Source organism: Alicyclobacillus suci, from assembly GCF_017329615.1.
GTDB lineage: Bacteria > Bacillota > Bacilli > Alicyclobacillales > Alicyclobacillaceae > Alicyclobacillus > Alicyclobacillus suci.
Window position 1 is genome coordinate 1 of record NZ_JAFMTW010000012.1, and the last position, 19613, is coordinate 19613.

At 54.0% G+C, this 19613-nt stretch carries 16 protein-coding genes; 1 reads left to right on the forward strand and 15 read right to left on the reverse strand.

Translation table 11 applies throughout. The features are described 5' to 3' along the window. Positions 1-561: 561 nt before the first annotated feature. From J3482_RS08175 to J3482_RS08235, 13 genes are all read right to left on the reverse strand, one after another. Positions 562-1419: an anti-sigma factor domain-containing protein gene (locus J3482_RS08175; RefSeq protein WP_146820939.1), complete on the reverse strand. Its 858-nt coding sequence runs from the start codon at positions 1417-1419 to the stop codon at positions 562-564. A gap of 3 nt (positions 1420-1422) precedes the next feature. After that, complete coding sequence (gene sigI / locus J3482_RS08180) at positions 1423-2184, reverse strand: RNA polymerase sigma factor SigI (RefSeq protein ID WP_146820941.1); 762 nt, start codon at positions 2182-2184, stop codon at positions 1423-1425. 82 nt (positions 2185-2266) lie between these two features. Then, positions 2267-3277: a Holliday junction branch migration DNA helicase RuvB gene (gene ruvB / locus J3482_RS08185; RefSeq protein ID WP_206922266.1), complete on the reverse strand. Its 1011-nt coding sequence runs from the start codon at positions 3275-3277 to the stop codon at positions 2267-2269. A gap of 70 nt (positions 3278-3347) precedes the next feature. Beyond that, entirely contained in the window at positions 3348-3983 is a 636-nt protein-coding gene (gene ruvA / locus J3482_RS08190) for a Holliday junction branch migration protein RuvA (RefSeq protein ID WP_206916474.1), read from the reverse strand. Then, positions 3980-4528: a crossover junction endodeoxyribonuclease RuvC gene (gene ruvC, locus J3482_RS08195; RefSeq protein ID WP_146820947.1), complete on the reverse strand. Its 549-nt coding sequence runs from the start codon at positions 4526-4528 to the stop codon at positions 3980-3982. The genes ruvA and ruvC overlap by 4 nt, the downstream gene beginning before the upstream one ends. 161 nt (positions 4529-4689) lie before the next feature. Beyond that, a complete protein-coding gene (locus tag J3482_RS08200; protein WP_146820949.1) occupies positions 4690-5064 on the reverse strand; it encodes a hypothetical protein in 375 nt (124 codons plus the stop codon). A gap of 64 nt (positions 5065-5128) precedes the next feature. Then, complete coding sequence (locus J3482_RS08205) at positions 5129-5872, reverse strand: YebC/PmpR family DNA-binding transcriptional regulator (RefSeq protein ID WP_146820951.1); 744 nt, start codon at positions 5870-5872, stop codon at positions 5129-5131. A gap of 78 nt (positions 5873-5950) precedes the next feature. After that, positions 5951-6802, reverse strand: coding sequence for an NAD+ synthase (locus J3482_RS08210; protein ID WP_146820953.1), 852 nt, complete (start codon positions 6800-6802; stop codon positions 5951-5953). Positions 6803-6836: 34 nt separating this feature from the next. Next, positions 6837-7709, reverse strand: coding sequence for a nitrilase-related carbon-nitrogen hydrolase (locus J3482_RS08215; RefSeq protein ID WP_146820955.1), 873 nt, complete (start codon positions 7707-7709; stop codon positions 6837-6839). A gap of 107 nt (positions 7710-7816) precedes the next feature. Further along, the gene (locus tag J3482_RS08220; RefSeq protein ID WP_206916475.1) at positions 7817-8809 is read right to left on the reverse strand and encodes a phosphotransferase; all 993 of its coding nucleotides are present in this window, start codon (positions 8807-8809) and stop codon (positions 7817-7819) included. A 4-nt stretch (positions 8810-8813) separates the two neighbouring features. After that, positions 8814-10022 carry a LysM peptidoglycan-binding domain-containing protein gene (locus J3482_RS08225; protein WP_206922267.1) on the reverse strand — a complete coding sequence of 403 codons (1209 nt, stop codon included), beginning with the start codon at positions 10020-10022 and terminating at the stop codon, positions 8814-8816. Positions 10023-10193: 171 nt separating this feature from the next. Then, on the reverse strand, positions 10194-12119 hold the full coding sequence (locus J3482_RS08230; RefSeq protein ID WP_188332062.1) for a methyl-accepting chemotaxis protein: 1926 nt from the start codon (positions 12117-12119) through the stop codon (positions 10194-10196). Positions 12120-12353: 234 nt separating this feature from the next. After that, a complete protein-coding gene (locus J3482_RS08235) occupies positions 12354-13073 on the reverse strand; it encodes a sporulation protein YunB (RefSeq protein WP_223203951.1) in 720 nt (239 codons plus the stop codon). A gap of 154 nt (positions 13074-13227) precedes the next feature. Between J3482_RS08235 and J3482_RS08240 the strand changes: the two genes are divergently transcribed. Continuing rightward, positions 13228-16113: a transglycosylase domain-containing protein gene (locus tag J3482_RS08240; RefSeq protein ID WP_206922268.1), complete on the forward strand. Its 2886-nt coding sequence runs from the start codon at positions 13228-13230 to the stop codon at positions 16111-16113. A gap of 126 nt (positions 16114-16239) precedes the next feature. Here J3482_RS08240 and J3482_RS08245 read toward each other — a convergent pair whose 3' ends face one another. Beyond that, entirely contained in the window at positions 16240-17028 is a 789-nt protein-coding gene (locus J3482_RS08245) for an SDR family oxidoreductase (protein ID WP_146820965.1), read from the reverse strand. A 165-nt stretch (positions 17029-17193) separates the two neighbouring features. Further along, the gene (locus J3482_RS08250) at positions 17194-19530 is read right to left on the reverse strand and encodes an endonuclease MutS2 (protein ID WP_206922269.1); all 2337 of its coding nucleotides are present in this window, start codon (positions 19528-19530) and stop codon (positions 17194-17196) included. Positions 19531-19613: the final 83 nt, after the last annotated feature.

The window sequence follows — 19613 nt, forward strand, 5'->3', positions numbered from 1 at the left end:
CTGTGACCAAGGTCACGTCGACCGAAACTTTTAGGCGTGTGTGTTCAGTTTTCAAGGAACCAAAAGCTTTACGGACAGCACCGCTTGAAGCGGCGAGAAACAATATATCATGGTTTAGCATGAAACGCAACAGCTATTTCAAAAGCAACGCGCAACAGTTCATCTGTTCACTTCATCCGCTGCCCACATCAATACAAATTCAGTAGACAAAACTCCCACCAGCCCAACATTTATGTCTCCATGTCTCCAGACTTGAAGACTACCAGACTTAGTCGGCACCATAGCCAAAAGCCAATAACTACATTGGCTTGTCCAGACTAAAGCAGCATCTAACCCACAAATGGACGTCCATCACCCTATCTCCGAACATCCAAACTAGCGCACCATCGTGATCATAATGCGCTCAACGACTACCCTATTCAAACGCGTAAAGGCACTGGCACCGCGCACAGCAATTGATGGCATCGGCCCCTAGGACACTTCATGGTACTCCAAACACGAAGCACAAGCAGGGACGAATACATACCCGTCCGCCATAGTCTGTCATCCATGAGGGGACAATTACTGTCCACTTGCGGCAGGCGTGCCAGCGGGTATCGCCGAACCCACAATGGCAGCCACTTTGCTATAACTGCCCGTGTTGAGCTGCGTCGTGCCAGTTTGTAAGTCGTGAACTTGCGCCAGGACCATCTGGACTTGCGAGGATGTGATGTCGGACAAGGATACAGGAACGCCAACTTGTTTAGCGAGCAGATAGGTTGCGTATTTCCCCGGTGATACATTTTGCTTCATAGCCTCGTTCCATACGGAACTCGAAACGTCCATGCTGTAAACATTCGCCGTTTGTGCTGCAGCAGCACCCGCCGCTTTGAGGGCGGCATCCACATCGTCCGCAGCCTGCGTCTCAATCGCCGTTGCATCTGTATGGCTATTAGCGCCAGCCGCCGCGACGATAATCGTATCGTTTGCCGGCAATAACCCCTGCTGTACAGTCTTATGCACGAGGAGTTGAATCACCGTACCAAGCTTATCCCCGTTGACGTGCATGGAGGCGGCCACCTGCTTGCCAGCCGAATTTAAGCCGTGAATGCCGAGAACCGTCATCTGATCACTCAAGTCGAGACTGACGCTCGGACTCATATCGAGGGAGACAAACGCATATGCCTGTGCTTTAGGCGGCGCGATGAAGATGGCATGCAAAAGCCCTGCACAAATGACGACCGCGGCTGCCACGCTGGCGATGGCGGATCGGACTCGTAGTCGATGACCCATAAAGTTTTGGTGCATCGGCACCGGCACCATATCCCCTACACTCGCCGGGACATCCAATCGAATTTGCTCAAAGAGACCCTGCGGCGTCATCACAACCGCCCGATTGCGCCGAATTTCCATGACTACGCCAATTTGTACGTCTGTCACCACTCACACCTCCTTTGCATCTTCCAAAAACGACTGCAGCATCGGGAAATCTCCCGTTAGGAGTATGACAATTGCCAGGATATACTTACGCTGGCGCTCCATTGTCTTGCGCGACACCTGCACGCGGTCTTCGAGTTGCTTGAGCGGCAGCGACTTTCGGCGCTCGACAAACTCCAATAACGTCGCATCCCCGGCGATAACCCGTCCAATCTCAAAAGCATTCTGGCGCGCGTCCCCATGCTTCGGTGAAATGCGCACCAGTTCCGCAAACGACAGGTCAAACTCTTGGAGCCGCTTTTGGTACTCTTCAATTTCATACGCCCGCAACGTCGCCTCTTCAGACAGCTGATGCAGCTCGAGCGACGTGCTCACTTCGGCGTAATTCGTGACATTGTCCTCTTCGTCCAACAAGTCAAATTCGCTCCACGGGACTTGCTTTCGATCCCGCTGACGGGAGCGGAAAAAGTCAATGAGCCGCCGTCGAATAATCGTTTCCGCGAACGAGAGAAACGAAGACTCCCGGTCCAGGTCAAACCGGTCGATCGCTTCGTTGAACGCGGACAGCGCAATGCTGTACTCGTCGTCCACCGTCTGGTCAATATAGCGGCGCGTGGTTTGCGAAGCAATACGAAGAATAAACGGGACATAAGACGAAATCAACTGATTTCGCGCCTCTTCGTCCCCCGATTTGGCGCCGTGGAGGAGTCGGGTAAGTTCTTTCCGTTCATCGGATCGACGACGACCGCGAAAAGGCAGGACTCCCACACGTTCCACCTCATTTCATCATTCGCGAACAGGTACCCCTTTTTCGGGGGTCTACCAGCCATCTCACGGAATTTGTTATATGTCAATGATTCCCATTTGAAGATGGCACCGATCTCCCTAAATGGCGATAGCCCTGGGCGGTCACCACACGACCTCGCGGTGTGCGCTTCAATAAGCCCATCTGCAACAAGTACGGTTCATAGACATCTTCGAGCGTGTCCGATTCTTCGCCAATCGCCGCGGCAAGGGTTTCAAGCCCTACCGGTCCACCGCCAAACTTATCGATGGCTGCGAGTAAAATGCGCTCGTCTACCGAATCCAATCCCAATTTATCGACATTCAACCGCGTCAGTGCGTCATCCGCCGCGACATCATCAATCAAATCCCGGCCCGACACTTGCACAATGTCGCGCACGCGCTTGAGCAGGCGATTGGCAATCCGCGGCGTCCCCCGCGCCCGCCGGGCAATTTCCATACAAGCGTTGGGCGTGATGGCCACTTGCAAAACGTCGGCGCTCCGGCGGACAATCTCGGCCAATTCGTCGATGGGATAGTAGTCCAGATGCAAAATGACGCCAAATCGGTCGCGCAACGGTGCTGACAATAGTCCAGCCCGCGTGGTTGCACCCACCAGGGTAAAAGGTGGCAGGTCTAAACGAACCGATCTCGCTGAGGGCCCCTTCCCAATCATGATATCGAGCGAAAAGTCCTCCATCGCAGGATACAGAACTTCCTCCACCGATCGAGACAGGCGATGAATCTCGTCAATAAACAAGACGTCACCTGGCTGCAAATTGGTCAGCAGCGCTGCCAAATCACCTGCCCGCTCAATCGCCGGTCCCGATGTCACCCGGACATGCACGCCCAGCTCGTTGGCAATAATCATCGCTAACGACGTTTTCCCGAGGCCCGGGGGGCCGTAGAGCAGGACGTGATCAAGTGATTCCCCGCGCTCGCGAGCCGCCTGAATGAAAATTTTCAAGTTGTCCTTGACAGTTCGTTGCCCAATATAGTCGTCGAGAAAACGAGGGCGAATGGAATCGAGCGTCGTATCTTCGCGGCTCCACTCAGCCGAAACAATGCGGTCGTCCATATGTCACCTCCTCCACAGTACGCGCGACAAACGCTCAGCTTGCGCTGGACGAACGCCAAACGACATCCAACTACAACCGACTGACATCGGCCTGATGTTGATATAACCAAGTGAGTGCAGCCTTCACAGCAGCTTCGACTGTGGTGTTCGGCGCGGCGCGCTGCAGCACGGCGTCCACCGCTTTTTGCGCCTCTTTCGGACGATATCCGAGCGCGACGAGTGCCGTCGTGACATCGTCGACAATGTCTGTCGGCGTCGGCTCCACAGCCGCTACATGAGGCGTAAACACCCCTTGATTTACCGGCAAGTCAGCCAGTTTGTCTTTTAAGTCCAGAATCATCCGCATGGCCGTCTTCTTCCCGATACCAGGAAGCGTACAAAGCGTGTTGGCATCTTCCTGCCGAATCGCCGCCACCAGTGACTCTGCAGAAAGCCCTCCGAGCATCTGCAGAGCCACTTTAGGACCGACGCCCGACACACTAATCAGCTTCTCAAACACGGCGCGCTCGGCTTGCCGAAGAAATCCATAGAGCAGAATTGCATCTTCCCGCACATGTTGATAGGTGTACAGGCGCACTTCCTGGTCCAACGACAAACTGAAGACTGCCGTGTCGGTCGTATAGACGCGATAGCCGACGTCGTGCACGTCGAGATCAACATAACCTTGACCAATATCCACTACACGACCGGTTAAAAAGACTATCATCGGCGTGTCCTCCGCTCCCAATTCCAGCCGGTTGTGCGATTTGTCTCTCGCACCTCAAGTCGCTCAATTGGCGCGCTGTGGCCGTGGGTAATCGCAATCGCAAGCGCGTCAGCGGCGTCATCCGGTTTTGGTAGCTCTACAAGATTTAATAGCAACTTGACCATCTGCTGAATTTGCTGCTTGTCGGCTCGACCATAACCGGTGACCGCCTGCTTGACTTGCATCGGTGTATATTCCGCAATCGCAAGCGATTGTTCTGCCGCACTTAACAGCGCGACGCCACGGGCCTGCCCGACGGTAAACGCCGTCGTCGTATTTCGGTTAAAAAACAGCTCCTCAACCGCCATCACCGCAGGGCTGTGTCGTTGGATGAGGTCTGTTAACTCGCGAAAGATTGTCTGTAAGCGAACGGGCAGTGGCGTCTGTGCGCGGGTCTCAATGCAGCCGTAGGTGACACACCGAAGGCTACTTCCTTCCACATCGACGACACCATAGCCGAGTCGAGCAATCCCTGGGTCAACACCCAGGACTCTGAATGCATTCAAGCGACGTTCCCCTCTCACTACGAAAACCCGCGATGCGGGGAAAACCCAAATTCATTTCATCCAAGCGTAATGCTGAATAGAACTGGATAAAATGACAAAAGGGACGTAATATACGTCCCTCATTGTCTCATAAATGGGCGTTTTGCAGAAGACTATACCGGTTAAACCTGAACTCGTCCACCCTCATCGCCGGACGCGACCGCATTCCGTTCGTACACAGGTTCCATAAAATACCACGTCAATCCGACATTCAAGTGCCAAGCAGGGCGTTCCCCGGCGAACGCGACGACAGCGTCATCTGCAATTGTGTGCTCTTCCACATCACATTGCCCGCCGCTGCCCTCTGTCACAAACAGTGCCGATTGCGCCGGCTCCTGTGTGTTCAGCCCGGCCATCTCTTGACCAAAGTCGCTTGTCGGCAGGACGTTCGCACGCGCGGCATCCGTCCAAAGACACAATGTAAAGATGAAAGTGACTATTGCGAGACAGAATGATAGTGGCCGAAACAGCGTATATATCAGGTTGCGTGCTTGCAACGCTCTCACCTCTGGGTTCAGACGTTACCTTTAATGTGCGCACGCAATGACAAGTTATGCAGTCTCACGCTTCTTCTTCATCATCTGGTGCATCCGCATTGTGATACACATTTTGCACGTCGTCATGTGCCTCAAGCGCTTCAATCAAGCCAAATACCTCATCTGCAGCCTCTCCCGAGACTTCCACGGTCGTCGACGGAACATAAGTGAGTTCTGCATCCTCGTAGTCAATTCCCATGGACTCAATCGCACTGCGCACGTCTCTAAACGACTCGACCGAAGTGGTGATAAGAAACGCGTCATCCGACTCTTCAACGTCGTCAGCACCGGCCTCAATGACAGCCAGCATAAACGCTTCCGCATCGGTTACCTGTGACTTGGAACAAGAAATTTGGCCTGTGCGCGTGAACATCCACGCAACTGATCCCGATTCACCGAGGCTCCCACCCCGCTTTTTGAAAATATGGCGGATATCCGCCGCTGTCCGATTGCGATTATCCGTGACAATATCGATTAACACCGCAACCCCGTGCGGGGCATAGCCCTCGTACTGGATTTCCTCGTACGTCACGCCCTCGAGGGTACCCGTCGCCTTCGCAATGGTTCTCGCAATGTTGTCCGCAGGCAGATTGCTCTGTTTGGCTCGCTCAATAGCCACCTTTAGCCGAAAATTCGTCTCCGGGTTACCGCCGCCCTCTTTCGCGGCCAAGTAGATATCCCGCGACAGTTTCGTAAAAAGTTGGCCTCGAACCGCATCCTGCTTACCTTTACGGCGTTGAATGTTATGCCATTTTGAGTGACCTGACATCGTTTCTCCCCAACCTTCTCGCATACTTCAATTCCATTCCCATGATAAACGGGGCGGCACCCGGATGCACACCCTTTTTTACACACCCCAGTCGCGGGAATAGCGAAAATCAATACCAATGGTACGACTCGAAATCTTCGCGATAATCGGCAACCGGCGCTTATAATGATTTCGCTGTACGCGCCGGATAATCTGTCGAACAAGCATAGCATCGTACCCGCGCTCGACAATCTCCTCTTCAGACAGACGCAAATCCACCCATTGAAAGAGAATCTCATCTGCGTCGTCATAGCTAAACCCTAGCTCTTTTTCATCCGTCTGATCTTCCCACAAGTCGGCACTTGGCGCCTTGTCGAGAATGCTTGATGGAACCCCGACATACCGCGAAATTTGCCGCACTTGTGACTTGTACAAATCACCAATCGGATTCAACGCACTCGCCATATCGCCAAACTGTGTACCATAGCCAAGTAACAACTCTGTCTTGTTGCTGGTGCCGACGACCAAGCTATTGTTCGCGGCAGACAAATCGTACAGCGTAACCATCCGTTCGCGCGCCATCCGGTTTCCCCGACGCAAATTGCTAGCGGGCTCGCCCAGCAATTTGTCCATTTTTTCAAAATATGCATCAACTGGTCCCGAAATGTCGACCACCGTGTATGGGATTCCCAAATCCGTAACGACTTCCATTGCGTCGTCGAGACTGGATTGACTACTCGTCCGATATGGCATCAGCACGGCGTGGACTGCGTCTTTACCGAGCGCCCGCGTCGCAAGATACGCTGAAAGTGCCGAATCAATACCGCCCGACAAACCGAACAACACCCGCTCAAATCCGACCTTGCGCACCTCGTCTCGAATAAACCCTTCGAGTACACTTGTCGTGAACGGCGCGTTCACTCGCAACGCCTGTTCCATCTCTGGTTTCATGACACACTTCACCTCGCTTACAAATCATTCGTCTTTATTCCACACGGGTGTTATCCGTACGTGCACTCTCCATGCGCCGCAAATGCCGCACCATCAACTCAAGTCGCTCATCGCGCAACAAAGGCGTGGTATAACGCGCGCGGCGCACATCCCGATCATCGATGGCGCCAAACACCAACGTCTCTTCGCCGACCCCCGCTTGGACAATCCAGTGACCATCCGGTCCGACAATGCCGGAGCCGCCATAAAAGTGCACGCCGTCCTCATATCCGACGCGGTTGGAGAAGATGATGTGAACGCCAAACAACTGTGCATACATCTGCAACAATTGCCGCCAGAACGTATGCGAACCAAAATCGTGCTCGTCCATCACATTGCGACCAGGGCTCGACGCTGGAATGTACAGCAATGTAGCCCCTTGCATCGTCAACAGATACGGCATCGACACATGCCATGCGTCTTCACAAATGAGTATGCCGCCCTTCTTACCATGAACGGCAAATGACTCAACCTGATTTCCCTCCTTGGCATAACGCTTCTCATCGAACAATCCGTAAGTCGGCAAATACGCCTTGCGATGCACGTGCACAATCGCACCAGCAGATGCGTACACGCTGGATATGTAGATAAAGTGCTGGTCCGATTCCTCGATAAAACTAAAGACCACGTCAATATCCCGACTGGCCTCGACGAGAGAGACAATGTCCGGGTGGTCTAGTCGCCGGGCCACTTCAAACGTCAAATCTTGCAATAAATATCCTGTCAATCCGAGTTCAGGAAACACAACCACCTGTGCTTCTTGTTCTCGGGCGCGTTCTATGTATTGATGATGAATAGCCAGATTCGCATCGAAATCGCCTAATTTCGGCGATATCTGCGCAATGGCGATGTTCTGCACGTGCGGCACACGCAACTCCTCCAATACCCTCAAAATCCAACAGAATACAGCAAAATCCCCAAATGATCATTCCTGTCCAGTATACCTTCGGGGCATGGGAATGCAAAAGAGGCTCGTCATGCGTCGAGCCTCTGTGAGTCAAGCCCTAGCGCCAATCTGTAAGACAGCTTGCGCCGTTCACACGCTATCGCGTAGTGTACCCTCGTCAAACCGTCTTCTTGATACCCCGTGCGCGACCACTCCATCAGTGCGCGAACGAGAATATCAGGCCACATCGTCAGTGTCCACAACATATCCGCCTGCTCACTCGACAATTTTGCAGATGTAATATAGCAATCGTGCAGCCGATTATATTCGTCCGCGGACATCTGCGTCAAAAACGTGCAATGGCTGATAAATTGCATCGGGTCGTGGAGCATATCATCGTAATTGGCGTGATCGAAATCAATCCAGGCGACCGTGTCGGCCCCCTGATAGATGACATTGTGCGGGGCCAAATCGCGATGACAAAACGCAAACGTGGCATGCACGTCATTTCGATGATCCGCCAAGTATGCAGCATAGCGCTTCAAAACGTACCGCATTTGCGCCTGCGCGCGTTCACGCCAGTGCCGCAAATCGGGACATTTTAATTCAGCTACCTGCCACAGACGCGACACACCGCGCTCCTTCAGGCGGAGTTTGTGCAACAGTGTTCCGCGTTGAAGGACGGACCAACCAGGAAACTGACTCGCTTGACTCGCCCGATGCAGTCGACCAAGTGACGTCAGTACGGCCTCGCGTTCGCGCCAGTGATTCGTGTTAACGTGTCTGCCAGTCAGCCAGTGCTGCAAGTAGCCTGGTTGTATCCCTGGGACATCCATGACATAATGTCCTTCGCGCGTAGGCAGCGGGAGCGCAGCCTCGGCCCCCGCTACCTCAAAAACGGGTGACAACTCCGCCAACGCGCGCAAACGCGCTTCATCGTCGCGAACCGTCAGCGGTTTCCAAATAAAGTGACGCCCGTCTTCCCCAATGATGCCGACGACCGTCCGCCTGCGAACCAACGTCTCGACCCCGATGCCATAATGTCGCAAAAGCGCTGCTACGAGGTGATCACGGATAGACATGGTTTTACTTATCCTCATCGAGGCGAATCGTCAGGGTTCCAGACCATCCTTCTTCATCATCGTGTGAAGTGTCAGGCGTTTCCGCGTGCCTGCGCGCGACCTGCTCAACGCCCGCCGTATCCGCATCTGCCTCTTGGTCGAATGTTCGCATAGACTCACTCGTCCATCCATCGCTAAACGAAAAACTGGAAGAACCCTCGTCATCCGCAAACCACTGGGTTTCCTGATTGGGCCCTTCAACAAAACCTTCAATGAAACCTTCAGCGCGGCCAAATTCATCGTCTGGTCGATACGGGTTATGCGTATTCGGGCCATACGGTTCAGAATCCGCTGCTGGTGCGGCAGTCGTCGCGCCTTCTGGAGGCGTCTCTGTCACAGGTGCTTGATTCCCCATCGCTTGCCACGTTGGATAAGGCATAGCGCCGCCGGTAAAATACCCCGGATATTGAACATAGGGTGCATAATACGATGGGTATGGATACTGGTACATCGGATATGGCTGCGGATAACCGTACATATAATCCGGGTATTGTCCATATGACGCCATTCCCCCCTGCGGATATGGCGAAACTGGCACCCCTTTGGCCATCGGCTGCGGCGTATCGTGTTTAGCCCCGCCATAGGTCACTTCATCCGCACTTTCCGCCGTCCCAGCAGGCGCAGGCGACTGCATGGGGGCGACGCCTTGCCCAGGAAATGACTGCGGCCATGCCCCAGGCGCATACGGGCCGGGCGCGGGTGCCGGCACAGGCACGTTCGGATACAGCACAGGTGAACCCGGATAATGTGGTGTGTTCACCTGCGGTATACCCTCTGTCCGATCCGGCACCGGCAGCGCCCCTGTCGGCACATAAACCACACTTCCGACAGCCGGCTCCCCAGCTTCGGCAGCCTCCGGGTTGGTGTGATGCAACTGTTCCAGCTTGACACCGTATCGCTCCGCAATTTTCTGCCACGTGTCGCCTTCGGCAGCCTGATGCGGCCAAACAAATCCAAAATACGCGGGCACCGTCTCATCCTGCGCATGCGCAGATTTTTCCACCTTATCCTTCGCTGGCTTTCCAAGTTCCGGAATGACAATCGTCGTACCGACCATCAGTTTGTCTGGATTTTGTATCTGCGGGTTTGCAGCCAATAACAACGGTACGCGCACACCAGTCCGTCGGCTAATTTGATAGAGCGTATCTCCAGGCTGAATGACATACTTTTTCAAGCCAAATACCTCCTTGATGAAACCTCTAACCCTGTTCGCTGCGACAGTATATGCAAACGCCTATGTTGTGGCACGATTTTCATAGAAAAAAGACCGACCCTGCTGACGTATCGTCTACATCAACAAGGTCGGCCAATTGTCTACCGAATTAAATTGTACGATTGCGAAGCGTTAAATCTGAAACCGCCCGACGGCATTTTGCAGGGATTGCGCAATTTCAGCCAACTCGTGAGAAGACGCCGCAATCTCTTCGACCGTGGCCAACGTCTCTTCACTGCTAGCAGCGTTGTTTTGCGATCCGGCCGCCACCTGTTCCATCAACTCATTCAACTTCCGGATGCGCGTTTGACCGGCATCGATAAGCGTCTTTTGTGTCGCTGTGCGCTCCACGATATCGACGGTCGACGGAACCACTTCCTCCACGGCTTGCCGAATATCGAGGAAAGCACTGTGCGTCCGCTCAAATACCACACGTCCATCCACAACGGATTGCACGCTATCGGACATCGCCGCCGTCACTTCCGTGACAAGCTCTAGGCTGCGACCGATGATTTCATGGATTCGCGCAGTCGCCTCGCGGCTCTGTTCTGCCAATTGGCGCACTTCCTGTGCGACAACCGCAAAACCACGTCCGGCGTCGCCCGCGCGTGCGGCCTCAATCGACGCGTTAAGCGCGAGCAGGTTCGTCTCCTCCGCAATCGTTCGAATCGTCCCGACAATCTCTGCAATCGCCTCTGACGACTCGCTTAAGTTGTGCACGCTCGTATTCGTGCGTTCCGCGATTTGCTGAATCGTCTGCATCGATTCCTGCGCCTGCTCGACCAGATGCTGACCGCGCTCTGTGGTAGCAGACACGTTTTTCACCGCAGTCGCGACACCATCCGCACGCGATGCCGTATCCTCACCGTGATGTTGAATCGAGACAAGCGCCTCGTTCAATTCGTCTAACGCCGCAACCGCCTGCTCGCTGACATGGGCAAAATCACCTGCTGTAACAGCGATCTCATTGACGGCCCGCGCCGTCTCGTCGGTACTTGCCGTCATCTGCTGCGCGCTCGCCGCAAGCGTATCGGAGTGATGACTAATATTGGCCACCAAACTCGCAATCGATCCGAGCAGTTCATTCGTAGCATTTGCAAGCTCCGCAACTTCGTCCTGACTCTTCACCCCTTCGATACGCTTGGTTAAGTCGCCTCCAGCCGAAGCAATCTCCTTGAGCATCCGCGTCACGCGATTAATGTTGCGCGGCGTACTCATCGTCGCCGGAATGCCCGCAAGGACACCCACGACAATAGCGATGATAGAGAGAATGCCTAAGACGACCATCGTTTCCTCCACCGTCATCTTCAAGCGGTCTGCCATCTGTTGCGCCGACTGCTGAGCATTCGCGACGATGTTATCCAGCCCTTTATTGGCGAGGTTTTCCGCCTTATCGCCATCCCCGTTGGATTCCTCTTGAATGGCTTCTGACCCTTCACCACTATTGCGCAAATTGACGAGTCCATCCGCATAATCGACGTATTGCGTGAACCCCGCCTGCGTGTTCTTGAGATCTGCTTGAACAGCAGGCTCGTCCGCCAACAAATCACCCAATTGCGAAAACGACTGCAAATATTTACTCGTAATATCGTCGTAGTCCGACATCAGTTGCGAGTTACCGGTAATTAGGTATCCCCGCATATCGACCTCCAACGTCAGCAATTGCTGTTTTAACTCATTAGATTGTTGAACCACTTCTAAATCGTGATTGGCCAATGTTTGGACCTGGCTTTGCAAGGCAAACATCCGTACCACCGCCACCACGCCAATGACAATCGTCATGAGAATCACAATCGCGAAGGAGCCACCGACTTTCCAGCGGATTGACCGGTAGCGAGCGAACCCCTTGCGGCTTGTTGCCACTGCGCCGTCGACTGGTTCACTCGGGAACAGCACATCGCTTGCAATCGTCGCAGCAACCTCGTTTGCAGAAGCGCTCGACGCCTCGGAAACTTCATCCGACCCGTCCATCTCCTGGGTGCCCGGCTCGTCAGCAAGCGATGCCGCTCCGTCGAGACCCGTTTCCTCGAGATGGCCTTCTTGATATCTGTCGTTCAATCTTGTTGCCTCCCCCATGTAGATAATCCCTATGTAGTCCCTCGCTGACGGCGTCACAAGATTTGCGAGCGACAGGCGAAGAGAATCCCCTGCCTCAACAAAGCCATCACCATCAGCTCTGCTGACTACATTTCTCCATTGCACCAAGAAAATCCTGTCGAAGGAGCGCGATTGATGGCAATTGTTCAGCTATTTTGTCGATGCAAAAAGCGCTCGCGTCAAGACGACAGGCGTTTATCGCTTGTTGCGGGCAGGGGCAGGCGAAGAAAACGCATTGCCACCGCCGTAGTACGTATTGGGTACAGGTCCAGACATCACGAGATAGGCGATGGGCGCCTTCGTTTCAATCACCGTTGGCTTTGTCACAAATGGCGTCACGACCATGACGTCCGCGGTCATGTGCAAATAAATGACGTGCACCACTTGATTTACTCCTTTTGTCTCGACGTCTGTCTCAATTGTCGAGTGAGCGGTGCCCAGAAGGGAAATTTTCACCGGAATCGTAAGGGTCGTCCGAGATAAAAGGGAACCGCTCAAAAGATGCATCATCGGCAACCGAATCGTCTCGCGGGACAACGCCTCCAAACGCGCTTGTGCACGCGTCGTCGCCTCTGCTTGCAACTTCGTCAACAGTGGTAAATTAAACCGCGTGACCGTCATGCCAGAGTGGTCTTCATTGACCGTTGTCTCAATTAACTCATCATCCTCGGGGAACGACGAGATTTCCTCTGTGACGGCTTCATTCAACGCCTGCGCACCCACCCGGTGCGCTAAAGCGGCAGAAGCGGTCGTCACGCTTGGGCGCAACCGCATGTCCAACAAACAAGCCAGTCCAATGAACACACAGGCGCACACCACCCCTAAAGTCAGCCACCCAGGCCAAAGCATCCGCCGATAGGTGCGCAAGCGCAGACGATGTCTGGCAGACGGGCGGGATCGAAATCGTTGAGCCACTTGTCCTTCCCCCTCTCCACATCCTACGCAGAGAAAAAGGCGCACATGAAAGCCGTATGAGTTGTTTCATTTCAACTCACTATAACGTTGAAAATGGCTCGACAGGCAATCTTAGGCGATATGCTATAATCTTGCCGATGGAGGGGGGAATACAATGGGCAGAGAACAAGGGCCTGGTGATAAAAAGAATAGGAAAAAACCAACGGCCCGCACGCGCGACAAATCGGCCAAGGAAACGTTGGCCAAAGCCGAGCGCACATCGCGACGGCCCGTGTGGACAGCCGTCAAAGTCACGCTGTTCGGACTGGGCAGTCTCGTCATTCTCGGATTGGCCACAGGGACTGGCTATATCTCGTCCATGTTAAAGGGCTTGCCGCACGTGAATGCAGCGACATTCCAAAACAACCGTGCTGCCTCCACCGTTTATGACGTCAACGGAAAAGTGATTGGAAGCTTTAAAGGCGACGGCGACCGCCAACCTATCTCATCGACAAAGCAGGTTTCGCCACAATTGGTGAACGCGTTTGTCGCGGCTGAAGATAAGACGTTCTTCACCAATATGGGCATCAATCCACTGTCGATGGCGCGCGCCGTCGTCCAGGACGTGCTCGGCCACAAAATTGAAAGCGGCGCCAGCACGATTACGCAGCAAACGGTCAAACTGGCGGTTTTTCCACAGCAGGAGCGAACCATCCGCCGGAAGGTGCAAGAGATTGCCTTAGCATTGAAAGTGAACCATGAACTAAGTAAAGAAGAAATCATGACGGATTATATGAACTGGGTATACATGGGGCGCTTAGGTACAGATCAGGTCTATGGCGTCAAACGCGCATCCGAAATTATTTTTCATAAAGATCCAAAAAACCTGACGTTATCCGAAGCCGCGTTTTTGGCAGCAATTCCGAATAACGCGTCCTATTTTTCGCCTTATCAGTTTCCCAAGCACACCATAGCCCGGCAACATTACATCCTTGAACAAATGTTGGATGATCACATGATTTCACAAAGTGCTTACAATCAAGCTATAAAATTTGACATTTTAAAAGATGTCCACAAACCGGCATCCACTGGGTTGCCTGATCATCCTTACCTAATGCTCGATGAAATTAAACCGCGCGTCGTACAGGCTCTGGTACAAGCTGGGCTCTACGACAACGCCACTGATGCCGAGTCAGCTCTGCCCACGGCAGGTCTACAAATTCACACCACGATTGACCTAAACAAGCAGGAAGACGTGGAAAACATCCTCGAAAATCCGTCGATTTTCGAAGGGACGGCACCCAGTGGTACCTATTCGAAGACCGACCTGTACGAGGCAGGCGTCACCATCATTGATAATCAGACAGGCGGTATCGTCGCTATTGGCGGCGGACGCGACTACCTAAAAGATAGTTACGATCACGCCGATATCGCCCGACAACCGGGCTCATCCATCAAACCGCTGCTCGACTATGGCCCTGCTATTGACCGGCGGTTGATTACCGCGGCCACGCCACTATACGATGCGCCAACACACTTCTCCTTGCCGACGGAAGACTGGGATCCACAGGATGATGAGGGGGACTTCGTGGGGTTGATGTCGGCGCGCGACGCACTGGCTCAATCGCGCAACGTGCCCGCTATCGACATCCTGGAAGAATTGACGCCGCAAGTCGGGTTTTCGTACCTCAGCAAGATGGGACTGGGTACGACAGATACGACGCTTTATGGGAATCCAACTATCACAACCGACGACACCAGCAACTTGTCATCCGCGATTGGCGGACTCAAGTACGGTGCAACGGTGACGCAAATGACGAGCGCATACACGACATTTGCGAATCAGGGCGTATGGCACCAAAGCTATATGATTCAGGAAATTGACGACCAATCTGGCCGCACGTTATATCAGGCGCACCCGAAGACTGCGCAGGTCTTCTCGCCGGCGACAGCCTATATCATCACCGACATGCTCCACGATGTCCTGTACAGCAGCGAGGGAACCGCGCAAGTGGTCGGCGCGCAATTCCCTGGCCAGTATATCTCGGGCAAAACGGGTACGACGGATGATCGGGCGGATGGTTGGTTTGTCGGGTACACGCAAAAGTACACGACCGGAATTTGGATGGGGTACAACCATCACGAAGCCATTCCATCCAGCGTGTACAACTTGAAGTTTACCGTCTGGTCAGACATCATGCGCCCGATACTCAAGGAAACGCCGGCGACCACACCTTGGAAGCGCCCGGCCAACGTAGTCACGGAAGCAGTCAGCAGCATCAGCGGCCAACTGCCGACTGACCTGTCAACTGCACACGGCACCATCCAAACGGAGCCGTTCATCGATGGAACGCAGCCGACGCAATACGACTCGGTCAACGTCGTCGCAAAATACGTAGTCATTGGTGGCAAAGAATACTTGGCGACCACCCATACGCCACCGTCGGAAATTCGCACCGGTGTATTCATCAAGTTGCCGTCGGTACCTGACGAAGAACACAAAGTTCCGGGCGGAGAGACATATCAGACGCCCTATCTATTGCCCTCACAGCCTGATCCGCGTGGTGGACAAGTGCTAAGTGGCGGCTCATCCACGACGACGATCCCCACAGTGCCTGCGCCAAGTCACATCGCAGGACATGTGGATGGCGCTAGCGTCGTGTTGTCCTGGACGTCAGTACCGAGTGCCGCACAATACGCGGTGTATCGCGCAACCAGCGTGAATGGCCCGTATGTCCAAGTAGGCACGACAGGAAGCCCGAGCTTTACAGATTCGCACTTACCGACGGGCGCCAGTGAACTATATTACGAGGTTTATGCGCAGTCCAGCAGTGCCATGTCTGCCGCATCCGCACCCGTAGCCGTAACGGTGTCTGGCAGTACGCCTCCCCCTTTAACAGGCTCTGGTCAAACGGGAAGCAACACGACCGGGACGGGAAAAGGCACCGGTGGAGGCAATGGCGCAAACGACACATCGGGTGAAGCAGGAAACCCGCCCGACTCGACAGCGCCACCGAAAGCGAATCAATGGATGCCTGGGGTAGGAGAACCGTTCAACTAAATACACGAATATGGCGTGCCACGAGGCGCGCCATATTTGCATCCGAAACAGTGTATTTCATCGGGATCTACGCTTCAACCCTTAACGTTCTAACCCAATCGTGCGTCGAGGCGACGTATTGACGTATTATAGTGCTTTGACCATCCCGCCATCTACCATCAAAGCGGTACCTGTGATATAGGTATTGAACGGTGAGCCAAGAAAAACCACGGCTTTGGCAAACTCCTCAGGCGTTCCATACCGCCCAACCGGAATTCTCTCCAACTCCCGTTGCTGCACCTCCGACAACGCCATTCCAGTACGCGCTGCAGTCGCCTCGTCCACCTCCCGAACCCTGTCCGTCAAGATGCGACCTGGCCCTACCGTGTTCACCAAAATACCATAAGGGGCCAATTCCTCACTCAACGTTTTCGTCAGCCCCCATACGCCTGCCCGCATCGTGTTCGATAGTATCAAGCCCGAAATTGGCTGCTTGATGGACGACGACGTGATATTGACGATTCGTCCCCAACTCGACCGCTGCAGATGTTGTACCGCTGCCCGAGTCAAGCGAACGACCGACATCAGATTCTGCTCAAACGCCTGATACCACGTACTGTCCTCCAATTGCATAAAAGACCCCTTGGGCGGCCCACCTGCATTACAAATCAGAATGTCCAATCCGTTACCAAATTCCTCAGCGGCGGCGACAACTCTCGCAATATCGTCCGGTCGATTGACATCCATGCGCACAGCGTGAATACGCTTCCCCGTCTCGTCCTCAATCAACTGCGCGGCCTCCTCGAGCGCTTGCTCGCTACGGCTGGCAATGGTTACTTTCGCCCCCAAGGACGCATACATCTTCGCACAGGCAAATCCAAGGCCTCTACTGGCTGCCGTCACAAGCACAGATTTCTGGTCTAATCCGAAGTCCACCGTCCAGTCCCTCCCTTGACCAATTGTCTAAACCGGCAACTGGAAATGTTGTGAATCATTTTAAAACAAGAGATAGTTCCTATTCTAGCTTAGACATAACCATTGGTTAATAGACAATCCGAGACACTGGTGCAGATAGCCCAAAGACAGATATCTGCTATCGTCTCACATCCGAACGGTCACTACCGTAACGCCATCGTCACCTTCACCCTGTCCACCAGGCACACTGCTCCTTACTTGTGGATGATGTTGCAAATGGCGGCGGACGGCATTGCGGAGAGCGCCTGTCCCCTTCCCATGGATAATCACGACGCGCGGCAAGCCAGAGACAACAGCGTCGTCGAGATATTTATCAATTCGGCGAATCGCTTCTTCAACGGTCTCACCACGGACATCAAGTTCCATGCGAATGTCTTTGGCCACGCCTTTGCGCGTGTGGCGAACCGTCTGTTCTTGCTGCTTCTCTTGGAGCACCTCAATATCGCCGGCGCCTACTTTCATTCGCATCAGTCCCAATTGCACCATGGCCGTACTGCCATCGCCGGAAACCTCAACAATATCCCCTTTTTGTCCCAGGGAAATCACGCGTACGCGCGCACCAACCGTCAATTTTGACTTGGCGCTTGACGTGGATGCCCGTTTCCCTGCCCGCTGTTCCGGAACCAATCCTTCGAGCGATTTGCGCAGTTCCACCAATTGATGATCTTTGACGCCCGCAGCAGAGCGCATCTGACGCAATTCGCGAATGATTTTTTCACTCTCTTGCTGCGCCTGTTCCACCACTTTGGCCGCCTCCTGCTGCGCCCTTCGGCGAATCGCTTCAGCTTCCGCCTCCAAGCGATTCGCCTTAGCTTCCCACTGCTCCCGCAAGCGCTCACTCTCCTCACGCAATACTTGAGCTTCGCTTGCGGCTTGTTCGGCGGCGCGCCGAGCCTGCTCCAACTTGCCAATCAGTTCCTCGACGTGCACATCGGTCTCGGCCACATGCTCGCGAGCTTCCGCCAAAATATCCTCCGGCAGACCTAACCTGGCGGCAATGGCAAGCGCATTGGACCGCCCCGGAACGCCCACCAACAAACGGTATGTTGGTCGCAGACTCTCGACGTCGAACTCCATACTGGCATTCATCGCATGTGGATTGTGAAACGCGTAGCCCTTCAACTCGGCGTAGTGCGTCGTCGCAATCACACGACACCCCACATCGCACAGTCGATTCAATATGGCGATGGCCAAGGCGGATCCTTCTGCCGGATCTGTCCCCGCCCCCAATTCATCAAGCAACACAAGACTGTCTCTACGCACGGCGGAGAGCATGTGGATGATGTTCGTCATATGGGCCGAAAATGTGGAGAGACTTTGTTCAATACTCTGCTCGTCTCCGATATCGACAAAGATGTCGGAACAAAACCCAATTTCACTTTCGCGTTGAGTCGGCAAGAAACAGCCGGACATCGCCATCAAGGTGAGCAACCCGATGGTTTTTAACGTCACTGTCTTGCCACCGGTATTCGGGCCCGTGACAATCAACAAGTGGTAGTCCTCACCCAGCGTAACATCGACCGGTACCGCATCGCGGTTCAATTGTGGATGGCGCGCACCATACAGCCGCCAGACACCCTCGGTCAACGTTGGTCGCTTGGCGTCCAGCGCTTTGGCGTAACCCGCTTTGGCGAACCACAAATCCACTGTCTCCAGGACTTCGACGTTCCCGAGCAACTCATCTGCTACCCCTGCCACGGTTTGCGACAGCTGGGACAAAATACGTTCGATTTCACGCTCTTCTAGAATCTCTAACTCGCGTACCTGATTACTGATGTCGACCACCGCTTGCGGTTCGATGTACACCGTCGAGCCGGACGCCGACACGTCGCGCACAATCCCGTTGACCTGATTTTTATGTTCCACGCGCACAGGTAGGCAAAAATGCGATCCACGCATCGCGATAATGGGTTCTTGAAGCACTTTTTGGTTTGCCCTCAACAACCTATCGAGCACTGTCCGTACCTGACTCTCTGCCTTACGACGCTCCGTGCGCAATTCATGCAACGTGGCGCTCGCGTTGTCGAGCACCTGTGCATCATCATCAATGGCCGAGCGAATTTCCTGTTCGGTGCGCTTTGCGTCCACCATCTGTTCCAGCAACTGCACAAGATGCTCCACTTCGACGAGCTCAGCTGCGTGCTGGACATATTGTCGAAACTGTCGACCACCATGAATCAGCTGAGCAACCGCGAGCAGCCGCTCAGCGGAGAGCGTGCCACCAACTTTCGCCCGCTGCAAATCAGCCCTGATGTCTGTAATACCAGAAAATGGCGGTCCTCCAGCGCGCAGCAAACAGCGGAGACATTCGTCCACCGCTTGAAGTTCCACCTCAGCATCGGACAATTGTGTAAATGGCTGCATTGAAAGTGCTGCGCGCTTACCCAAACTGGACATCGCGTATTGAGCAATTTGTTCTTGAATGTATTTGTATTCTAGAGCCCGTAAAGACCGCTCTAACATATATCGCACTCCACTCGGGGGAAAGTTCAAAAAATCCCATTCATTGTACCACATTGGCTTGTCGCAGGCAGGAAAGTCTAAAG

Bases quoted from the DNA above. Each gene is read 5' to 3' on its own strand.
- ruvA (WP_206916474.1), bottom strand. From the start codon at position 3,983: ATGATAGTCTTTTTAACCGGTCGTGTAGTGGATATTGGTCAAGGTTAT.
- J3482_RS08205 (WP_146820951.1), bottom strand. From the start codon at position 5,872: ATGTCAGGTCACTCAAAATGGCATAACATTCAACGCCGTAAAGGTAAG.
- J3482_RS08210 (WP_146820953.1), bottom strand. From the start codon at position 6,802: ATGAAACCAGAGATGGAACAGGCGTTGCGAGTGAACGCGCCGTTCACG.
- J3482_RS08240 (WP_206922268.1), top strand. From the start codon at position 13,228: ATGGGCAGAGAACAAGGGCCTGGTGATAAAAAGAATAGGAAAAAACCA.
- J3482_RS08250 (WP_206922269.1), bottom strand. From the start codon at position 19,530: ATGTTAGAGCGGTCTTTACGGGCTCTAGAATACAAATACATTCAAGAA.
- J3482_RS08220 (WP_206916475.1), bottom strand. From the start codon at position 8,809: ATGTCTATCCGTGATCACCTCGTAGCAGCGCTTTTGCGACATTATGGC.
- ruvB (WP_206922266.1), bottom strand. From the start codon at position 3,277: ATGGACGACCGCATTGTTTCGGCTGAGTGGAGCCGCGAAGATACGACG.